Origin of the sequence: Mesorhizobium sp. L103C119B0 (assembly GCF_000502235.1) — a bacterium.
Lineage (GTDB): Bacteria > Pseudomonadota > Alphaproteobacteria > Rhizobiales > Rhizobiaceae > Mesorhizobium.
Map to the genome: position 1 here is coordinate 94449 of NZ_AYXE01000013.1, position 16058 is coordinate 110506.

The 16058-nt window shown below is 62.7% G+C and carries 17 protein-coding genes; 9 read left to right on the forward strand and 8 right to left on the reverse strand.

All coding sequences use genetic code 11. The features are described 5' to 3' along the window. Window positions 1-57: 57 nt before the first annotated feature. Window positions 58-894 carry a phenylalanine 4-monooxygenase gene (phhA, locus tag X728_RS145760; RefSeq protein WP_023687466.1) on the reverse strand — a complete coding sequence of 279 codons (837 nt, stop codon included), beginning with the start codon at window positions 892-894 and terminating at the stop codon, window positions 58-60. A 139-nt stretch (window positions 895-1033) separates the two neighbouring features. Here phhA and X728_RS145755 point away from each other — a divergent pair, with 139 nt between their 5' ends. The 3 genes from X728_RS145755 (at window position 1034) to X728_RS145745 (ending at window position 3680) form a co-directional block, all read left to right on the forward strand. Continuing rightward, window positions 1034-1510 (forward strand): Lrp/AsnC family transcriptional regulator, encoded by a 477-nt coding sequence (locus X728_RS145755; RefSeq protein WP_023687465.1) that lies wholly within the window; start codon window positions 1034-1036, stop codon window positions 1508-1510. A 111-nt stretch (window positions 1511-1621) separates the two neighbouring features. Next, on the forward strand, window positions 1622-3169 hold the full coding sequence (gene bchE, locus X728_RS145750) for a magnesium-protoporphyrin IX monomethyl ester anaerobic oxidative cyclase (RefSeq protein WP_023832250.1): 1548 nt from the start codon (window positions 1622-1624) through the stop codon (window positions 3167-3169). A gap of 112 nt (window positions 3170-3281) precedes the next feature. Then, window positions 3282-3680 carry a RidA family protein gene (locus tag X728_RS145745; protein WP_023687463.1) on the forward strand — a complete coding sequence of 133 codons (399 nt, stop codon included), beginning with the start codon at window positions 3282-3284 and terminating at the stop codon, window positions 3678-3680. Between the two features lie 42 nt (window positions 3681-3722). Here X728_RS145745 and argB read toward each other — a convergent pair whose 3' ends face one another. Continuing rightward, entirely contained in the window at window positions 3723-4616 is an 894-nt protein-coding gene (gene argB / locus X728_RS145740) for an acetylglutamate kinase (RefSeq protein WP_023832251.1), read from the reverse strand. A gap of 77 nt (window positions 4617-4693) precedes the next feature. Beyond that, window positions 4694-4924 carry an amidase family protein gene (locus X728_RS1000000171705; RefSeq protein ID WP_023696030.1) on the reverse strand — a complete coding sequence of 77 codons (231 nt, stop codon included), beginning with the start codon at window positions 4922-4924 and terminating at the stop codon, window positions 4694-4696. 410 nt (window positions 4925-5334) lie between these two features. Here X728_RS1000000171705 and X728_RS145730 point away from each other — a divergent pair, with 410 nt between their 5' ends. From X728_RS145730 to X728_RS145710, 5 genes are all read left to right on the forward strand, one after another. Beyond that, on the forward strand, window positions 5335-5874 hold the full coding sequence (locus X728_RS145730) for a sigma-70 family RNA polymerase sigma factor (protein WP_023673234.1): 540 nt from the start codon (window positions 5335-5337) through the stop codon (window positions 5872-5874). Beyond that, complete coding sequence (locus X728_RS145725; protein ID WP_023736962.1) at window positions 5871-6593, forward strand: anti-sigma factor; 723 nt, start codon at window positions 5871-5873, stop codon at window positions 6591-6593. The genes X728_RS145730 and X728_RS145725 overlap by 4 nt, the downstream gene beginning before the upstream one ends. A 220-nt stretch (window positions 6594-6813) precedes the next feature. After that, the gene (locus X728_RS145720; RefSeq protein WP_023687459.1) at window positions 6814-7371 is read left to right on the forward strand and encodes a fasciclin domain-containing protein; all 558 of its coding nucleotides are present in this window, start codon (window positions 6814-6816) and stop codon (window positions 7369-7371) included. A 211-nt stretch (window positions 7372-7582) separates the two neighbouring features. Next, window positions 7583-8083 (forward strand): peptide-methionine (R)-S-oxide reductase MsrB, encoded by a 501-nt coding sequence (gene msrB, locus X728_RS145715; protein WP_023736961.1) that lies wholly within the window; start codon window positions 7583-7585, stop codon window positions 8081-8083. Window positions 8084-8234: 151 nt separating this feature from the next. Then, window positions 8235-9782 (forward strand): FAD-dependent monooxygenase, encoded by a 1548-nt coding sequence (locus tag X728_RS145710; RefSeq protein ID WP_081732445.1) that lies wholly within the window; start codon window positions 8235-8237, stop codon window positions 9780-9782. Window positions 9783-9899: 117 nt separating this feature from the next. Here the strand turns inward: X728_RS145710 and X728_RS145705 are convergent, their stop codons facing one another. Continuing rightward, entirely contained in the window at window positions 9900-11495 is a 1596-nt protein-coding gene (locus X728_RS145705; protein WP_023744900.1) for a DHA2 family efflux MFS transporter permease subunit, read from the reverse strand. A 21-nt stretch (window positions 11496-11516) separates the two neighbouring features. Next, complete coding sequence (locus tag X728_RS145700; RefSeq protein WP_023832253.1) at window positions 11517-12698, reverse strand: HlyD family secretion protein; 1182 nt, start codon at window positions 12696-12698, stop codon at window positions 11517-11519. A gap of 146 nt (window positions 12699-12844) precedes the next feature. Between X728_RS145700 and X728_RS145695 the strand changes: the two genes are divergently transcribed. Further along, window positions 12845-13588, forward strand: a complete 744-nt coding sequence (locus X728_RS145695) for a TetR/AcrR family transcriptional regulator (protein WP_023681357.1) — start codon at window positions 12845-12847, stop codon at window positions 13586-13588. Between the two features lie 63 nt (window positions 13589-13651). Here X728_RS145695 and yihA read toward each other — a convergent pair whose 3' ends face one another. The 3 genes from yihA to X728_RS145680 form a co-directional block, all read right to left on the reverse strand. Further along, window positions 13652-14308, reverse strand: coding sequence for a ribosome biogenesis GTP-binding protein YihA/YsxC (gene yihA / locus X728_RS145690; protein ID WP_023832254.1), 657 nt, complete (start codon window positions 14306-14308; stop codon window positions 13652-13654). Beyond that, window positions 14305-14943 carry a CatB-related O-acetyltransferase gene (locus X728_RS145685; protein WP_023832255.1) on the reverse strand — a complete coding sequence of 213 codons (639 nt, stop codon included), beginning with the start codon at window positions 14941-14943 and terminating at the stop codon, window positions 14305-14307. The genes yihA and X728_RS145685 overlap by 4 nt, the downstream gene beginning before the upstream one ends. A 318-nt stretch (window positions 14944-15261) precedes the next feature. Next, window positions 15262-15828, reverse strand: coding sequence for a fasciclin domain-containing protein (locus tag X728_RS145680; protein WP_023696020.1), 567 nt, complete (start codon window positions 15826-15828; stop codon window positions 15262-15264). Window positions 15829-16058: the final 230 nt, after the last annotated feature.

The following is a 16058-nucleotide window of genomic DNA, read 5'->3' on the forward strand; positions in this document are numbered from 1 at the left end:
CCCTTGTGGGGAGGATTAAGGGTGGGGATAGGTGCCGCGCAAACCCTTCAGGATTTGCTAAACCGTCGCTGGATCCAGGGTCGGCTGCCCCTTGCGGCGGGCAACGATCGCCTTGAAATCGGCGGTCCGGAACGCATCGCGCAGCACGTCGAAGGACGGCAGCACGAAATAAGCGCGCTGGAACTTGTCGATCTCGTAACCGGTGCGCATTACCGTTTCGAGGTCGAAGGGCACGTGGTGCGCGTCCGGGCTCGCGACGGCGAACTGCAATTCGGTGAACGACGACATCAGCCCGGCGCCGAAAGCTTTCAGCTTCTGGCCCTCCTCCTGTATCAGCCCGTATTCGGCGGTGTACCAGTAGAGCCGGGTGATCATCTCGTCACCGCCCAGCGCAATCACGCTCTCGGCCTTTTCGCCATACATCTGCATGAAGTCGGCAAACACCGGCTGTGTCAGGATGGGCACATGGCCGAAGAAGTCGTGGAACATGTCGGGTTCGACGATGTAGTCGAGCTCGTCCTTGGTGCGCAGCCAGTTGGTCACCGGAAAGCGCCGGTTGGCGAGATGGTCGAAGAAGGGCGCGGCCGGGATGAGGCCAGGCACGGCGACGATTTCCCAGCCGGTCAGCTTGCGCAGCCTGTCTGAGACCGCGCCGAAATCCGGGATCTTGTCGAGCAGGCCGAGTGCGGCGACGCCATCGAGATAGGAATGGTGCGCCAGCTTCTGCGTCAGCTTGGTCTGCCGGTCGCACAGCGTGCGCCACACCGCCTGTTCGTCGGCGCTGTAATCATAGCCCTGCGCCACGGTGAAATCGGAACGGCACACTGAATAGTCGCCACGCAGGCCTTGCGCCGCGCAATCACGGGCATATTCGGCAACGCTCATCGTCGTCATGGTTCTTCTCCCCTGATCGTGACACTTGAATCTGTCCGCAGAGTCTAGCGGCGGCCGGCGAGGCAATTCAGCTTTGATGATGGCTTGGGTCCATGATTTGAGGTAAAAATCACCAAGCAGAAGCTGAAAGAGAGTGAAAATGCCTCAGTTCGACGATTTCGAGATCAAGATGCTGGATGTGCTTCAGCGCGATGGACGCAAGCCCGTGTCCGAACTGGCGCAGGAGATCGGCCTGTCGACGACGCCTTGCGCCCGCCGCTTCGAGGCGCTGCAGGAGGCCGGCATCATCAAGGGCTTTGCCGCCGTGCTCAACCGCCGCGCCGTCGGCCTGATGGTCGAGGTGTTCATCCAGGTGCGGCTCACCAGCCACAGCGACGGTTCGCCCGAAACCTTCATCGCCGCCGTGCAACGCATGGACGAAGTGTCGTCATGCTGGACGATGACCGGCGACCACGATTTCCTGCTGCACGTCATGGTGCCGTCGGTCGACGAACTCAACGCCTTCGTCATGCACCGCCTGATGCGCCTTGCCGGCGTGCGCGACGTTCACACCCAGCTGGTGCTGCAGAACATCAAGGGCCCGGGCCACGTGCCGCTCGCCCACCTCAGGCGGTAGGACACGCACCGCCATTTCTGCGGAAAAGCTGCACGCAAACTGCTGAACGGAGCCCAAATGCGAAACTGAAACGCCGGCTACGCCATGCGGACCGTCGCTCAAAGGTCCGTCATGAACATCGTGCTGATCAATCCGCCGCACACCGCCATCGGCAGCCGCGTGCCCGATGACCATCTGCCACCGCTCGGCCTGCTGGCACTGGGCGGCCCGCTTATCGACGCCGGCCATAAAGTCCGGCTGGTCGATGCCGAATTCGGGCCGATGCCGTTGGAAACTCTGGTGCGCGATGCGCTCAGCGGCCAGCCCGATTGCATCCTGATCGGCCACTCCGGCTCGACCTCGGCGCATCCCACCGCGCTCGCGATCGCCCGCATGGTCAAGGCGCTCGAGCCGGCGACGCTGGTGATCTATGGCGGCGTGTTCCCGACCTATCACTGGCGCGACATATTGGCGGCGAGCGATGTCTTCGACTTCATCGTGCGCGGCGAGGGCGAGGCAACCATCCTTGCCCTGGTCGTGGCACTGGACAATCGCCGGCCGCTGGGCGATGTCGCGGGTATCGCCTATCGCGACGATCTCGGCCGCCCCTTCGCGACGCGGCCGGCCGGGACCACTGCCAATCTGGACGAGTACCGCGTCAGCTGGGAGCTGATCGATCACCGCCGCTACAGCTATTGGGGCGGCAAGCGCGCCGTGGTTATGCAGTTTTCGCGGGGCTGCCCGCATCTGTGCAACTATTGTGGCCAACGTGGTTTCTGGACCCGCTGGCGGCATCGCGACCCCAAGAAATTTGCGCAGGAGATTGCCTGGCTGTACCGCCAGCACGGCGTCGAACTGATCAACCTCGCCGACGAAAACCCGACCGTGTCGAAGAAGGTTTGGCGCGCCCTTCTCGATGCGCTGATCGCCGAGAACGTGCCGGTGCTGATCGTCGGCTCGACCCGGGCCGACGACATCGTGCGCGATGCCGACATCCTGCACCTCCATCGCAAGGCCGGCGTCATCCGCTGGCTGCTCGGCATGGAAAACACCGACGAACAGACGCTTCAATTGATCCGCAAGGGCGGCAGCACCTCATCCGACCGCGAGGCGATCCGGCTGCTCCGCCAGCATGGCATACTGTCCATGGCGACCTGGGTGGCCGGGTTCGAGGATGAGACCTTTCGCGATCTGTGGCGCGGCTTTCGCCAGCTGCTTGCCTACGACCCCGACCAGATCCAGGCGCTCTATGTCACGCCGCACCGCTGGACGCCGTTCTTCCGCATCGCCAGGGACCGCAAGGTGATCCAGACGGATGCCCGGCTGTGGGACTACAAGCACCAGGTGCTGCAGATGACCCGGCTGAAACCGTGGATGCTGTTCTTCTCGGTGAAGCTGATCGAGGTCGCGGTGCAGTCGCGGCCGAAGGCGCTGGCGCGCATTCTCTTCCACCCCGATCCCGAACAGCGCCATTCGATGCGCTGGTACACGCAAATGGGCCGCCGCGTGTGGTTCCGCGAGGTCTGGGGTTTTCTGGCCCGCAACCGCCGCCTCAAGGATGGTCCGACGCTGGCTGAGTTCTGGGGCGCGCCGCAGGATGCCGATGAGGAATCCATGGTCGTCATGCGCCCGCCGCTCAAGCCGGCCGAAGCGGCTGTCGCGATCTCGGCCGGCACCTGACCGGCTCGCTGCCATTCATAGATACGTACCGTATGCGTATTGACATACGCGGCGTATGTACCCACCTCATGCATACGGGACGTATGTGAGTGCCCCGGACAATGGAGTGAAAATGACCAAACGTGACGCGATCTTTCCTGCCGGCAGGCAGGCTCTCTACGAGATCAATCGCTATTCTGCTGCAATCCGATCGGGCGATCTTTTGTTTGTCTCGGGCCAGGTCGGCAGCCGCGAGGACGGGTCGCCCGAACCTGTCTTCGAAAAGCAGGTCCAGCTTGCCTTCGACAATCTCGCGGCAGTGCTGAAAGCAGCGGGCGCCACGTTCGACGATATAGTCGACGTGACCACCTTCCACACCGATCCGGCAACGCAATGGCCCGTGATCGATGCCGTTCGGCTGAAGGTGTTCGGTGAACCGCCCTACACCAATTGGACGGCGGTCGGCGTCAACTGGTTAGCCGGCTTCGACTTCGAGATAAAGGTCATCGCGCGCCTGCCCCAGCCTGCCTAAGGGCTGGCCAGCCGACCAACTGGCCGCCAAGCCAGTTGCCGATCAGGGCACGATTAGCGTGCCGGCGCCGTGTTCGGTGAACAGTTCCAGAAGCACCGCATGCGGCGTCTTGCCGTTGAGGATGACGACGCCTTCGACGCCGCGCTCGATCGCCTCGATGCAGGTCTCGACCTTGGGGATCATGCCGCCCGATACCGTGCCGTCCTTGATCAGCGCCCTGGCCTCGGCCACCGTCAGCTCGTCGATCAGCTTCTTGTTCTTGTCGAGCACGCCGGGCACGTCGGTCAGGAACAAAAGGCGCGTCGCCTGGCAGGCGCCTGCAATGGCGCCGGCGAAAGTGTCGGCATTGATGTTGTACGTGTGGCCGTCGCGGCCCGGCGCCACCGGCGCCAGCACCGGGATCATTTCGGAGCGCGCCAGCAGGTCGAGCAGGGTGCGGTCGACTTCGACCGGTTCGCCGACGAAACCGAGATCGAGCACACGCTCGATGTTGGAATCCGGGTCGATCATGGTCTTGCGCGCCTTTTCGGCGAACACCATGTTGCCGTCCTTGCCGCACAGGCCGATCGCCCATTCGCCCTCGGCGTTGATCAGCGCGACGATCTCCTTGTTGATCGAACCGGCCAGCACCATCTCGACGATTTCGACCGTCTTCTGATCCGTGACGCGCAGTCCGCTTTCGAACTTGGATTCGATGCCCATCTTGGCCAGCATGGCGCCGATCTGCGGCCCGCCGCCATGGACGACGATCGGGTTGACGCCGGACTGCTTCAGCAGCGCGATGTCACGGGCGAAAGCCTTGCCGAGCTCGATATCGCCCATGGCATGACCGCCATATTTCACCACCACCGTCTTGTGCTCGTAGCGCTGCATATAGGGCAGGGCCCGCGAGAGCAGGGCGGCCTGCATTTCGGCGGTGGCGGTGATCTCCGTCATCGGCATGGTTCCCTGGATGTGGGTAAGGACGGCGGCGTCTTAGCGGGAATTGGCCCAGGCCGCAAACAGCTTTGCTATCACGATGATGAAATCTGCCGGATCAGGCCGGCACCTTGAGCGGCGCCCGCCGCGTCAGCCACCCGGAAACCTTCTCCATCTGCGCAGCAAGCGACAAAAGCGTCCTGCTCGTCGCCGGGGCGGCCGACGGCCTGGATGCCGAGCGGCAGGCCGGCATCGGTGACATGGACCGGCAGCGCGATCGACGGCTGGCCGCTGACATTCTGGATCGCCGGCCAGTGGTGAACCACAGGCTCTTGTCCATCAATTGCCCAAACAAGGATCTGATCTCCAAGAGACGGGTCAAATGCAATTTGTCGAGCAGGTTTTCGATGAGCTCGTCGGCCCCCTTCGGGTCCATGGCGCCTCAGGCAAGCGGCGGATGCGCAATGATCGGGTTGCCTCGGCGCGCGCGATCGCAGCATCGACAAGGTCTGGCGGCGAGATCTCGCCTCTGTGCACAGCCTGCCAAGTCGGTTGCATCGTTCTCCCACAGCATCTGTTCGGCCGACATTGCTGTTCCCCTTTCTGCGGGAGGCTAACGACAGCCGATTTCCTTGGCACCGACCGGCGATTACTGGCGATCGGGCGCGGACATCGTTTGCGTGGACAACAAGATTTCTGCCTTTGCAAATAAATTGTGATCGCTTAGCTTGTCCGTATGACGCCGCAGGATATCTCCACCCTGATTGTCCGGACCTCGATGAAGGATCGGACTGCGTTCGATCTGCTTTACCGGCAAACCAGTGCGAAACTTTTCGGCGTGTGCCTTCGTGTATTGAAGGATCGCGGAGATGCGGAAGAAGCGCTGCAAGAGGTCTTCGTCAAAGTGTGGACGAAGGCGGACCGTTTCGCTGTTTCCGATCTAAGCCCAATCTCCTGGCTGGTGGCCATAGCACGCAATCATGCGATTGATCGCATCCGGTCGCGACGCAAGCCCGCTGCCGATATCGATGCCGCGCTCGACGTGGCTGACCCCGGTCCGGGGCCAGAGGCTATGGTTGTTGCGGGCGGTGAATCCGAGCGCATCTATCAGTGCCTTGAAGAGTTGGAACAAGACCGGGCGCAAGCCGTTCGGGGTGCTTATTTGAACGGCGAAAGTTACGCCGAGCTCGCGGAACGTCACAAGGTTCCGCTCAACACGATGCGGACATGGCTGCGCCGCAGCCTGTTGAAACTTAGAGAATGTCTGGAAAGATGACCCTGGCAGAAGAAAATGGACCGGAACGTGGAGGCGACGACCTGCTCGCAGCCGAATACGTTCTCGGCGTGCTGCCGGCGGATGAGCGCCAGATAGCCTCCGGACGCATCGACGCGGAGACCGGCTTTGCCCGTCTCGTCGATTCCTGGGAAGTAAACCTCTCGCCGATGGCTGCCGCTTATGCTGAGGTAGAGCCGCCGGCCACCATCAAGCCGGCTATCGATCGCCGGCTGTTCTCCTCCACCGCGGCGTCGACGACGGCCCCGAGCGGCAGCCTGTGGTCCAGCCTTAGCTTCTGGCGCGGCCTCACCGCAGCGGCTCTCGCGGCCCTGGTGCTCTATGTCGCCGTGCCTTACGTCAGGTCGCCGGTCGTCGTGCCGCAGGAGCGCCTCGTCGCCTCGCTGGCTGCCGAAGGCAGCGATGTCAAATACCTTGTCGTCTACGACGCTTCCCGCCGCGATGTCGGCCTGTCGCTGGTTTCGGGCGAACGCGCCGCCGGCAAGGACTTCGAACTGTGGATGATCGAAGGCAAGAATGCTCCGGTCTCGATGGGCGTCATCCCCGCCGGCCAGGTCGCCCATATCCCGGTTACCCCGGCCGTGCAGCAGAAGCTGGCGCAAGGCGCCGTGCTTGCTGTCAGCGTCGAGCCGACGGGCGGTTCGACGACGGGACAGCCGACCGGACCGGTCGTTGCCGCGGGCGACCTGAAGGGCATCTGATAGATCGTAAAACCATGACGTGACAATGAAGACAGCGGAAGTACATCTTCCGCTGTTTTCGTTTTGGATACGCTGCTGGAGATTAGAGGTTCGATCTGGGAGATTAATTCGCCGACAAAATAAAGGAAATTTTTCCCGGCGCGCGGAAACTCAGGCAGGTCTATTTCGTATCTCCTCTGTTCCGAAAGAGGAAACAATAACCCCGAGGAGTTCGAACACTATGCGTAGAATCGCCACCCTTTTGCTCGCCGGTACCATTGCCGTCTCCGCCCTCGCCACAATCGCCTATGCCGAGAATCCGATGGTTGGCGGCGCCGCCATGTACGCCAACAAGAACATCGTCGAGAACGCCGTCAATTCGAAGGATCACACGACACTGGTCGCCGCCGTCAAGGCTGCCGGCCTGGTCGAGACACTGCAGGGCGCCGGCCCGTTCACCGTCTTCGCGCCGACCAATGAGGCCTTCGCCGCGCTTCCGGCTGGCACGGTCGAGTCGCTGCTCAAGCCCGAGAACAAGGACAAGCTCACCAAGATCCTGACCTGCCATGTCATCGGCGCCAAGGCGATGGGCGCCGATGTCGCCTCGATGGCCAAGGCCGATGGCGGCACCCACAAGGTCAAGACGGTCGGCGGCTGCGAGCTGTCGCTCAAGGCCGATGGCGGCAAGGTCACCGTAGCCGACGAGAACGGCAATGTCGCCAATGTCACGATCGCCGATGTCGAGCAGTCGAACGGCGTCATCCACGTCATCGACAAGGTCCTGCTGCCGAAGATGTAACAAAGCCCCTGCCGCCGACGAACAGGCGGTAAGCTCTCTGATTGCGCGGCTCCCCCTTCGCGGGCCGCGCAATCTTCCGAGCGCTCCACGCCGTCCGCCACAAAACGCGGAGCCGGCTTGGAGCGTTCGGTTTGCAGGGCAACCGTCACCGGCTTTTGATTTTCCAGTGGCGGCCAAATCTGGCAAAATGATCCGCAGGAGGATTTCCGTCATGAACCGTCGCGACTTGCTTTTGAGTGGCGTCGCCTTTGCGGCCGTCGCCGGCGCCTTGGCAACGCTACGCTTGGGCGGAACCCAGTCCGCCAGAGCTGCCGAAACCTTCGAGGTCACCAAGACCGACGCCGAGTGGCACGCCATCCTGTCGGATGAAGCCTTCAATGTGCTGCGCAAGGAAGGCACCGAATATCCCGGCACCAGCCCGCTGCTCAACGAGCACCGCAAAGGCATTTTCGCCTGCGCCGGCTGCGACCTGCCGGTCTATTCCTGGGAGACCAAGTTCGATTCCGGTACCGGATGGCCGAGCTTCTGGCAGGAGATCGCCAACAGCGTCGGCAAGACCACGGATCGTTCTCTGGGCATGACCCGCACCGAGGTTCATTGCCGCCGCTGCGGCGGTCATCTCGGCCATGTCTTCGATGACGGTCCCGCACCCACCGGCCTGCGCCACTGCATCAACGGCGTTGCGCTCAGCTTCAAGCCGGCCACTGCCTGACCGTTCGGCGTCTTTAGCGGGGTGGGGATTTGGCGCCGGCGTGACGACCGCCTCCTATCTCTTGAAATGGAGCGAAAACAGTCAACTTCAAGAATTGGCAGACGGCTTTTTATGCGTAGATTCCGCAGCCCTAACGAGAGGGCCAGAACCTATGCAACGAACCAAAGCACGGGCTCGCGCTAGCGAGCGCAGATCGACCGCCAAATCGACCGGCGGTGTTGATGCGGACCGGCCGCGTATCTCCCATCAAGTGGTGATCGCCGGCGGCGGCCCGACCGGGTTGATGCTGGCCGGCGAACTGTCCCTGGCCGGCATCGATGTCGCCATCGTCGAGCGGCGCGAGAACCAGGATCTCGCGGGCGTGCGCTCCGGCGGCCTGCATTCGCGCACCATCGAGATCTTCGACCAGCGCGGCATTGCCGATCGGTTCCTGTCGCAAGGCCAGACCGCCCAGGTCGCGGGTTTCGCCGGCGTTTCGCTTGATATCAGCGACTTCCCCACCCGCCACAATTACGGGCTGGCGCTGTGGCAAAAGCACATCGAGCGCATCCTTGCCTGCTGGGTCGATGAACTTGGCGTCACGGTCTACCGTGGCCGCGAGGTGACAGGCTTCGTGCAGGATGCAGGCGGCGTCGATGTCGCGCTGACAGATGGCGGGTCGCTTCGTGCCGATTATCTTGTCGGCTGCGACGGCGGCAGAAGCCTCGTGCGCAAGGCGGCGGGCATAGAGTTCCCCGGTTCCGAGCCGACAACCAGCAATTTGATCGCCGAGATCGAGGTAACAGAAGAGCCGCAATGGGGTATCCACCGCGATGCCATCGGAATTCACGGCCTCAGCAGACTGGAAGACGGTACGGTGCGGGTGCTGGTGACCGAACGCGAGGTCGGGGCCGGCGGCGTGCCCACATTGCATGAGCTCAGCGAGGCGCTCATTGCCGTCTACGGCACCGATTACGGCGTCCACAATCCAACATCGCTGGCCCGCTTCACCGACATGACCCGGCAGGCAGCCTCATACCGCAAGGGGCGGGTGCTGCTGGCAGGCGACGCCGCGCACGTGCATCCACCGGACGGTGGACAGGGGCTGCAGACCGGCGTGCAGGACGCGGTCAATCTGGGCTGGAAGCTCGCCCAGGTGGTCAGGAAAACTGCGCCCGAAAGCCTGCTCGACAGCTACCAGGCAGAGCGCCACCCGATTGCCGCGCGTGTGATGAAAAACACCATGGCGTCGGTCGTGCTCCGTCGCGAAGACGAGCGCACCAAGGCGCTGCGCGATACAGTGTCGGAACTTCTCGGCATGGAAGAGCCGCGCAAGCGTTTTGCCGGCATGTTGTCCGGCCTGGACATCCACTACGATCTTGGCGAGGGGCATCCGCTGCTGGGGCGTCGCATGCCGGATCTCGACCTCGTCACCGCTGCCGGTCCGCTGCCGGTTTTCGCCCTGCTGCATGACGCTCGGCCGCTGCTGCTTAATCTTGGTGAGCCCGGCGCTTTTGGTATCGGCCAGTGGGTGGAGCGGATTCAGCTGGTCGACGCCAGCTACGATGGCGCATGGGAGCTTCCGGTGCTGGGGGCAGTCGAAGCCCCACGCGCAGTGCTGGTCCGGCCTGACGGTTATGTGGCCTGGGTCGGCGGCCCTGAAGCAGCCGGGCTAACCGACTCGCTGACCAAATGGTTTGGGCCGCCTGCCGCAGCATAGCGCGCCGGGTGTTCGACCAAGGAGCTTGACAACGATCGATGCTTAAGCGTGACCCCGGAAATCGGGGGTGATTTCCGGGGTCACACATGAGCGCGCCAGGCGGGGGGTCCGGCGCGCTCAATGGCCTCCGCCGCCGCTGCCCGCGGGCGGCGCCGGCTTGGCGATGACCAGGGTGAAGACCGCCATGGTCGCGAACAGCACGGTCAGCATGGTGAACACATCCATGAACGACAGCAGCGACGCCTGCTGCTGGACCATGCCCGACAGTTTGGAGATCGCCGCCTTGGTGGCGTCGAGGCCGGGAGTCTGCTGGAAGTCGAGCGTCATGTTCTGCAGCTTGGTCTGCGCCGCCGCACTGCCCCATTCCACATGCTCGGCCAGCCTGGCGTAGTGGAAGGCGCTGCGATCGATCAGCACGGTGTTGATGACGGCAAGGCCGACCGCACCGCCGAGGTTGCGGGTCAGGTTGAACAGGCCCGACGCGTTCTTCAGCCGGTCCGGCGGCAAGGTGCCGAGCGCAATGTTGTTGATCGGCACCATGCACAGCATCATCGAGCTGCCGCGCAGGATCTGCGGGATCAGCAATTCCCAGAAATCCCAGTCGGCGGTCAGATGCGTCATCCACCATGTGCCGGCAGCGAAGCCGAACAGCCCGATCATCATCATGATGCGCAAATCCATCTTGCTCGACAGGATGCCGGAAATCGGCGCAGTGACGAACATCGCCAGGCCGCTGACGAACAAGGCTTCGCCGATCATCATGGAATCGTAGCCGCGGATGCGCCCGAGGAACACCGGGTAGAGATAGGTCAGACCGTACAGGCCGATGCCGATGACGAAGGAGAACAGCGAACCGAAGGCGAAATTGACGTTGGTGAAGGCCCTGAGATCGACGATCGGCTCCTCGGCGGTGAAGGCACGCCAGAAGAACAGCGCCGCACCGACAACCATGATGATGGCGCAGATGAACACGGCCTGTTCCTGCAGCCAGTCATGGTTCGGACCTTCCTCGAGCACATATTCCATGCAGCCGAGAAACGCCGCCATGCCGGCAAGGCCCCACCAGTCGAACTTGCTGAACAGGCCGAGATTGGGCTTGTCGAAATCGATCAGGGTCCAGGTCGTGACCGTCACCAGAATGCCTGGAATGACATTGATGAGGAACAGCCAGTGCCACGACATGGCATGGCTGATATAGCCGCCGACGGTCGGGCCGATGGTCGGCGCCAGCGTCGCCACCAGGCCGATCATCGGCGACACCATGGCGCGGCGCGACGGCGGGAAGATGGTGAAGGCGGCGGCGAAAACGCTCGGGATCATGCCGCCGCCGATAAAGCCCTGGATGGCTCGGTAGACGATCATCTGGTCGATGTTGGTGGCGGTCGCGGCCAGCGCGCTGGCCGCCGTGAAGCCGGCCGCGGCGCCTGCAAACAGCACGCGCGTCGACAGCATCCGGCTGAGGAAGCCCGACAGCGGGATCATCACCACTTCGGCGATCAGATAGGCGGTCTGCACCCATGGGATTTCGTCGGAACTGGCGCTGAGGCCGGCCTGGATCTCGGCCAGCGAGGCTGAGACGATCTGGATGTCGAGGATCGCCATGAACATGCCGAACACCATCGCCAGGAAGGCGATGAGGCGGCGCGTCGAGATGGTCGTCGGCACCGCTGGCATGGCCGGCGCCGCTCCTGCTGTTATGGTTGCGGTTGCCATGGCGTTGCTCCCGGCTTTCGCTCAGTTCGCCGCGGCCGGAGCCGTGCGGCTGTCGACGGCGACAACGACGCTCAGGCCGGCGCGCAGCCTGCCTGCCTTCAGCACATCGGCCGGGACGTCGATGCGAACCGGGATGCGCTGCACCACCTTGGTGAAGTTGCCGGTGGCATTTTCCGGCGGCAGGAGCGAGAACACGGCACCCGAAGCCGGCGCCAGCGACGACACCGTGCCTTCGAAACCATGGCCGTCCGTGGCGTCGACCGAGACCCGAACCTTCTCGCCGGGCACCAGCTTGGCCAGCTGCGTCTCCTTGAAGTTGGCAACGATGTAGAGCTTGTCCAGCGGCACCACGACGGCGAGCTTCTGGCCGGGGCTGACGAGGTCGCCCTGCTCGACCGAGCGGTTGCCGACGACGCCGTCATAAGGCGCCTTGAGCACGGTGAAGGACAGATCGCGCGCGGCCTTGTCGCGGTTCAGCCGCAGCGAAGCCAGCGTGCTGGCCGATTCGGCGCGCTGCGCTTCGAACACGCCGATATTGGCCTGTGCGGCTGCAATCTGCGCGTCGGCGCCGACAAGGGCCGCATTGGCCTGGTCGAGAGCGGTCTGGGCATCGTCCAGTTGCGCCTGCGTGCCGACATGCGTCTTGACCAGTTGCGCGGCGCGCTGCTGGGCGCGAGCGGCGTTGTCGGCTGCCGCCTGGTCGGCGACCTTGTGCGCCTGCGCCTGTTGCAGCGAAGCTTGCGCCGCCTTGGTCTGCGCGTCGATACGGTCGAGCGTCTTGGCCAGCGTGGCGATCTGCGCCTCCGCCTGGGCAACGGCTATTCTGTAGTCGCCGTCGTCGATCGTCAGCAGCGGATCGCCGGCCTTGACCTGCTGGTTCTCCGAGACCTTGACTTGATCGACATAGCCGGAAATCTTCGGCGAGACGAACGACATGTCGGCCTGGACATAGGCATCGTCGGTCGAGATCAGGAACCGGCCGTCGGTCCAGTAATCATAGCCATACCAGGCGCCGGCGCTGAGCAGAGCGAGGCCGATGATCGGCAGCATGAACGAGCGAGCCGACCGCTTCTTCTTGGCCGGCACCTCGGCCAAAACTTCGGCGGCAGGCTTGATGGGCGCTTCCGGCGCTTCGATAACCGGCGAGACCTTGGCGTTGGGAAAGGGGCGGACTTCGGCGGTGGTTGGCGTGTTCGAGGACATGATATCTCGCTACCGTAGCTACATAAGGAAAATGTGTTATACTGAACCGTTCGGTTCGACGCGAACGTTGACATAGCGCTAAAGCAGGCCCATATCAAGAGCAATCGAACCGCTCGGTTCGAATTATTTCGCGAGGTGTGACTTTAATGGCCGACACGTTACCCGACGTCGAAAATGATCCGTGCGATGTGCTGGATAGTGCGCGTCGCGGCCGCCCGGCGGCGGGCCAGGATCCGGTCAAGCGCAGCCAGATCATCGAGGGCGCGCGGCGCGTGTTCATCGACAAGGGCTTCGAAGCGGCGTCGATGAACGACATTACCCGTGAGGCCGGCGTCTCCAAGGGCACGATCTATGTCTACTTCGCCAACAAGGAAGAGCTGTTCGAGGCGCTGATCGAGGAAGAGCGCGGCACCATCTTCAAGAACATGTACGACATGCTCGACCGCGCCGACGATCTGCGCCAGACGCTGGTGAAATTCGGCAAGGTGCTGTCGATGAAGATCACCTCGGCCAAGGTCATCCAGGCGCAACGCACCGTGATCGGCGCTTCCGACAGGATACCCGACATGGGCGCGCGGTTTTACGAACGCGGCCCCAAACGCGGCCACGACAAGGTGGTCAAGTTCCTCAATGCAGCCATAGAACGCGGCCTGCTCAAGATCGATGATGTCGATCTTGCCGCCTATCAATTCACCGAACTGTGCCTCGCCGGCCTGTTTCGCCAGTGCATCTTCGCCTACCGCACCAAGGCGCCGAGCCAGGATGAAATCGACCACATCGTGCGGTCGGGGGTCAGCCTGTTCCTGAAGTCCTACGGCACCGAAAAGCTTGCCGAGGAAGAAAGCCACCAGATGATCGCGCTCGAGGCGAAGTCCAAGGCAAAGGCCTAGTTAGCCAAGGTCTTTTTTCGCAACTCCGGACGGAAAACCGCTTCACACTTCCTGGAGTTGCTTTTAACCATTGGCCGCCAGCACGATCGCCGCGCGCAGTTCGTCCAGACCCTCGCCCTTTTCCGACGACGTGGCGAGCACGAACGGAAACGCCGCCGGCCGCTTCTTGATCTTCAGTAATGTCTCTTCGATCAGGCGCGGCACGCCGGCGGCCTTGATCTTGTCGGTCTTGGTCAGCACGATCTGGTAGGACACCGCCGCCTTGTCGAGCAGCGACAGCACTTCGTCGTCCTTGGCTTTGATGCCATGGCGGGAATCGATCAGCACATAGACCCGCTTCAGCGTCACGCGGCCCTTGAGATAATCGAAGACCAGCTTGGTCCAGTCGTCGACCTTTTCCTTCGGCGCGCTGGCATAGCCGTAGCCCGGCATGTCGACCAGCGCCATTGGCGGCAAGTCGGTGCCTTCGCCGGAAAACCCGCCCGGCACGAAATAGTTGAGCTCCTGCGTGCGCCCCGGCGTGTTGGAGGTGCGCGCCAGCCCGTTATGGCCGACGAGCGCATTGATCAGCGACGACTTGCCGACATTGGAGCGGCCGGCAAAGGCGATCTCCGGCGGCCCCTCCGGCGGCAGGAACTTCATCGCCGGCACGCCGCGGATGAAGATCCACCCCTTGGTGAACAGGTCGGTGCCGATGACGGTGTTGCCCAGCGCGTTCAAATCGCTGCCTCCAGCCTGGAAATATCGGCGCCTCGGATGGCGTTGAGGTTGCGGCCGATCTTGTCCACCGGCCAATTCCACCACGCCACAGCCAGCAACCGCCGCACCGTCCTGTCGTCGAAACGCATCTTCACCACCTTTGCCGCATTGCCGGCGACGATCGCATAGGCCGGCACGTCATGCGTCACCACCGATTTCGCCGCCATGATGGCGCCATTGCCGACCGACACGCCGGGCATGATCACCGCATCCATGCCGATCCATACATCATTGCCGACCACCGTGTCGCCGCGCACTTCCTGTGACCACGTCTTCGGGTCGAAGCCTTGCTCCCAGCCATGGCCGAAAATGTTGAACGGATAGGTGGAAAAGCCGGACATGGCATGGTTGGCGCCGTTCATGATGAAGCGCGCGCCCTCCGCGATGGCGCAGAACTTGCCGATGATCAGCTTGTCGCCGATGAAGGGATAATGATGCAGCACGCATCGCTCGGCGAATTTGTCCGGTCCGTCCGGATCGTCATAATAGGTGAAGTCGCCGATCTCGATATTCGGCGCGGTGACCAGGGGCTTGAGGAAGCCGACGCGGGTGTGCATCGGGATCGGGTGCTTGATGTCTGGGTTGGGTCCGTCCATGGCGAGATCCGTCGAGAGTGGCGCAAATTAAAGCCGCCATTCTAGATGGCGTGATCCGCCCTATAGCACCAATCGCCCGATGAGCGAGCCCTGCTGGGCTTCGATATTCAGTTCGTGCCGCGGCAGATCACGATCAGGTCGACCGCCGCCGTCGCTAAGGCGCCCTGAAACCCAAAAAAACGGGGCCCTGCGAAGGACAAGCAGGACCCCGGTGGTGTCGAAGACGGCTTCAAAAGAATGGCACCTCCTCGTGAGGTGGGGAAGGCAGACCGAGAAAGCCCGTCGCAGCCCGCCGTCATTCCCCGTTGCGTAAAGCCGTTACTTCGGCAACAGCACCTTGTTGACGACGTGGATGACGCCGTTCGACTGGTTGACGTCGGCGACCGTCACCTTGGCGGCGCCGCCGGACTCGTCGACGATGTAGAGCGAGCCGCCCTTGACCTCGGCGATCAGCGTGTCGCCGCTAACGGTCTTCATCTCATACTTGCCGCCCATCGCCTTGGCCTTGGTCATCATCTCCTTGGCCGAGATCTTTCCGGCCACGACATGGGCGGTCAGGATCTTGGTCAGCTTGTCCTTGTTTTCGGGCTTCACCAGCGTGGCGACGGTGCCGGCCGGAAGTTTCTTGAAGGCGGAATCGGTCGGCGCAAACACCGTGAAGGGTCCCGCGCTTTCCAGCGTGTCGACCAGGCCGGCGGCCTTGACGGCGGCAACCAGCGTCTTGTGGATCGGCGAGTTGAGGGCGTTCTCGACGATGTTCTTGGAGGTCAGCATCGCAGCGCCGCCAACGGCGGGATTGGCGAGCGTATAGGCCGTCGTCGCTGCGAGGCCCGATAGAGCCAGGCCGGCGGAAAAGCATAATGCCTTGAGGATGGACTTTGCCATTGGAGAACCCTTCTGGTGCGACAATTGTTGATTCGATTGTCGGGAAGAGTTACGCGGCGATTGCGGGAAAGTTTCGGTGCAGCGTAAAAAATGATAATGATAACAAATACTTAAAGGCGAATGCCCATTCCACGCGCCGCATCCCCGCGATGGACATGACGGGGTCACGGATCAAAAACAACGGTCTTCGGATTAGGGCTGATCGGTGTTGATCGGCCTTGGCGGTACAA